This is a genomic window from Kitasatospora sp. NPDC052868, from assembly GCF_044547105.1.
Classification (GTDB): domain Bacteria; phylum Actinomycetota; class Actinomycetes; order Streptomycetales; family Streptomycetaceae; genus Kitasatospora.
In genome coordinates this window covers 83,701-86,039 of the sequence record NZ_JBITZW010000027.1, presented here as the reverse complement: position 1 = coordinate 86,039, position 2,339 = coordinate 83,701, and the positions used below count along the sequence as shown (strand labels likewise).

At 78.0% G+C, this 2,339-nt stretch carries 2 protein-coding genes; one reads left to right on the top strand and one right to left on the bottom strand.

Annotated features, from left to right (window positions below; translation table 11 throughout):
- Nucleotides 1–570: 570 nt before the first annotated feature.
- The gene (locus ACIGZJ_RS31730) at nucleotides 571–1,272 is read right to left on the bottom strand and encodes an NAD(P)-dependent oxidoreductase (RefSeq protein ID WP_396460524.1); all 702 of its coding nucleotides are present in this window, start codon (nucleotides 1,270–1,272) and stop codon (nucleotides 571–573) included.
- Nucleotides 1,273–1,421: 149 nt separating this feature from the next.
- Between ACIGZJ_RS31730 and ACIGZJ_RS31725 the strand changes: the two genes are divergently transcribed.
- A complete protein-coding gene (locus ACIGZJ_RS31725) occupies nucleotides 1,422–2,135 on the top strand; it encodes a TetR/AcrR family transcriptional regulator (RefSeq protein ID WP_396460523.1) in 714 nt (237 codons plus the stop codon).
- Nucleotides 2,136–2,339 lie beyond the last annotated feature (204 nt).

Genomic DNA, 2,339 nt, shown 5'->3' with positions numbered 1-2,339 from the left:
GCGGCCGGTGCACCGACTCGTAGCGGGGCGGGCTGGGCGCCGCGCCGACGCCCGGGTACAGCCGCCCCCGCCGCCCCCGCCGCCCCCGCCGCCCCCGCCGCCCCCGCCGCCCCCGCCGCCCCTGCCGTCCTCGCCGCCCCTGCCGTCCTCGCCCTGCCCGCCGTCCTCGCCCTGCCCGTCGCCCTCGTCGTCCTGGCCCTGCCCGTCGCCCCCGCCGTCCTGGCCCTGCCCGCCGTCCTCGTCGTCCTGGCCCTGCCCGCCGCCCCCGTCGCCCTCGCCCTGCCCGTCGCCCTCGCCCTGCCCGCCGCCCCCGCCGTCCTGGCCGTCCTGGCCGTGCGTGTTCGCGATCTGCCGGGGCTGCGCCCGGTGGGCGTGGTCGTGGTGGTTCTCCTGCGGGGCCTGTGCGGTTCGGGCCGGCGCCGTCGGGCGCCTTGCGGGCCCCGCCGTGGTGTCCGTGGGCGCGTTCTCGCCCGAGAGCCCGAGAGCCCGAGGGCCCGGGCGGTGGGCGGTGGATTTCCGTGCGGGAGCCCGGTGCCGGCGGGGGCGGGCCCGGGTGGGGGCGGTGGGGGGTCAGTAGCCGGCGGTGAAGCGGCGTTGGATGAAGCGGGGTAGTTCGGCTTCGTCGAGGAGGGCGGCGGCGGCGTCTTCCGCGGAGATCCGGCTCAGGCCTGCGGCGTCCCGTACGGGTTGGTCGCCGCCGGTGCGGTAGCGGCCGGTGCGCTCGCCGGGGGCGATGTGTTCGGCGGGGCTGAAGTAGGTCCAGAGCCGGTTGGAGGCGCGTAGGGCCTTCAGCGCCTCGTGGTGGCCGCGTACGGCGGCGGCGTAGGCGCGGGGCAGGCCCAGTTCGTCGAGTGAGGCGTGGAGGAGGTCGTCGTGGTCGGCGCGTACGACGCCCGGTTCGGTCTCCAGGCTGGCGGCGCCGCCGATGACGATCAGCCGGGTGCGCGGGCGGCTGTTCAGGGCCTTGAGCAGGGCCCGGGCGGCGGTGGCGTACACGGTCGGGTCCGCGATCGAGCGCCGGAGGGTGTCGTCGAGGTCCCTTGCGGCGTTCCCGGGCTGGAAGGCGCTGATCAGGACGTCGAGGCCGGGCAGGGCGGCCTCGATGCCTGCGGCGTCCAGGACGTCGAGGCGGGCCCAGGAGAGCCCCTCGCGGCGGTCGGCGGCCGCGGCGGGGTCCCGGCTGAACGCGGTGACGAGGTGTCCGCGCCCGAGGGCCTCGGTGACGACCCGGCTGCCGATGGTGCCGGTGGCTCCGATGACGCCGATGTGCATGGTTCTCCCCTGTGGTTCATGCCGTGGCCCGCGGTGCGGCGGACGGCGTGTGGACGGCGCGGGGCCTCCCGTGCCGCACGCCGTGCAAAAACTATACGGCGTGCAGTTTCTGGACGGCAACCAGCGGGGTGACGCTGTAGAGTGGGCGCGTGGCAGGCACCCGAGGCACCGGACGACGCGAGCGGCTGCGGGCCGAGACGAGCGCCGAGATCAAGTCCACCGCGCTGGAGCTGATGGGCGCCGGCGGCCCCGACGCGATCACCCTGCGGGCGATCGCCCGCGAGATGGGCATGACCGCCAACGCCATCTACGGCTACTTCGCGACCCGCGACGACCTGGTCACCGCCCTGATCGCGGAGGTCTACACCGCGCTCGCCGACGCCGTCGACGCCTCCTGGGCCCGGACGGGGCGCGATGTTCCGCAGCAGCGGATCCGCGCCTGGGCGCACGCGTTCCGCGCCTGGGCGCTGGCCAACCCCGAGGGCTTCCGGCTGGTCTACGGCGACCCGGTCCCCGGCTACCGGGCCCCCGAGGGCGGCGCCGCGCCGGATGCCGCCCGGCGGGTGTGCGTGGGCATCGCCGCGCTGGCGGACGCCGCCTGGAGCGGGGCCGGGGCGGCCCACGGCGGCGCCGGCTTCGGCTGGGACGACTTCGACCCCGGCCTGCTCGACAAGGTCCGCCCCGCCTTCCCCGCGCTCCCGCCGGACGGGGTGGCCCTGGCCCTGCGGATCTGGGGCCACCTGCACGGCCTGGTCGCACTGGAGGTCTACGGCCACCTGCGCACCCAGACGCCCTCACCCGACAAGCTCTTTCACGCCGAACTCGACCAGCTGGTCCGCTCCCTGGGGCTCGCCGCGGCCTGAGGCCGCCCGGCGTCCGCCGGTGCGGGCGCGGACGCGCCGCTGCCGCGCTCCGGCGGCGCGCCCCGCACCGGGGGATGCGGGCGCGGCGGGCCGGCGGGTGCCCTCCGCCCGGCGCGGGCCCGGCCCGCCGCCGGGTACGGACGCGAGGGCCGGCCGGCGCCCGGTACGGCGAAAGGGCCCCACCGCCGAGGCGGTGGGGCCCTT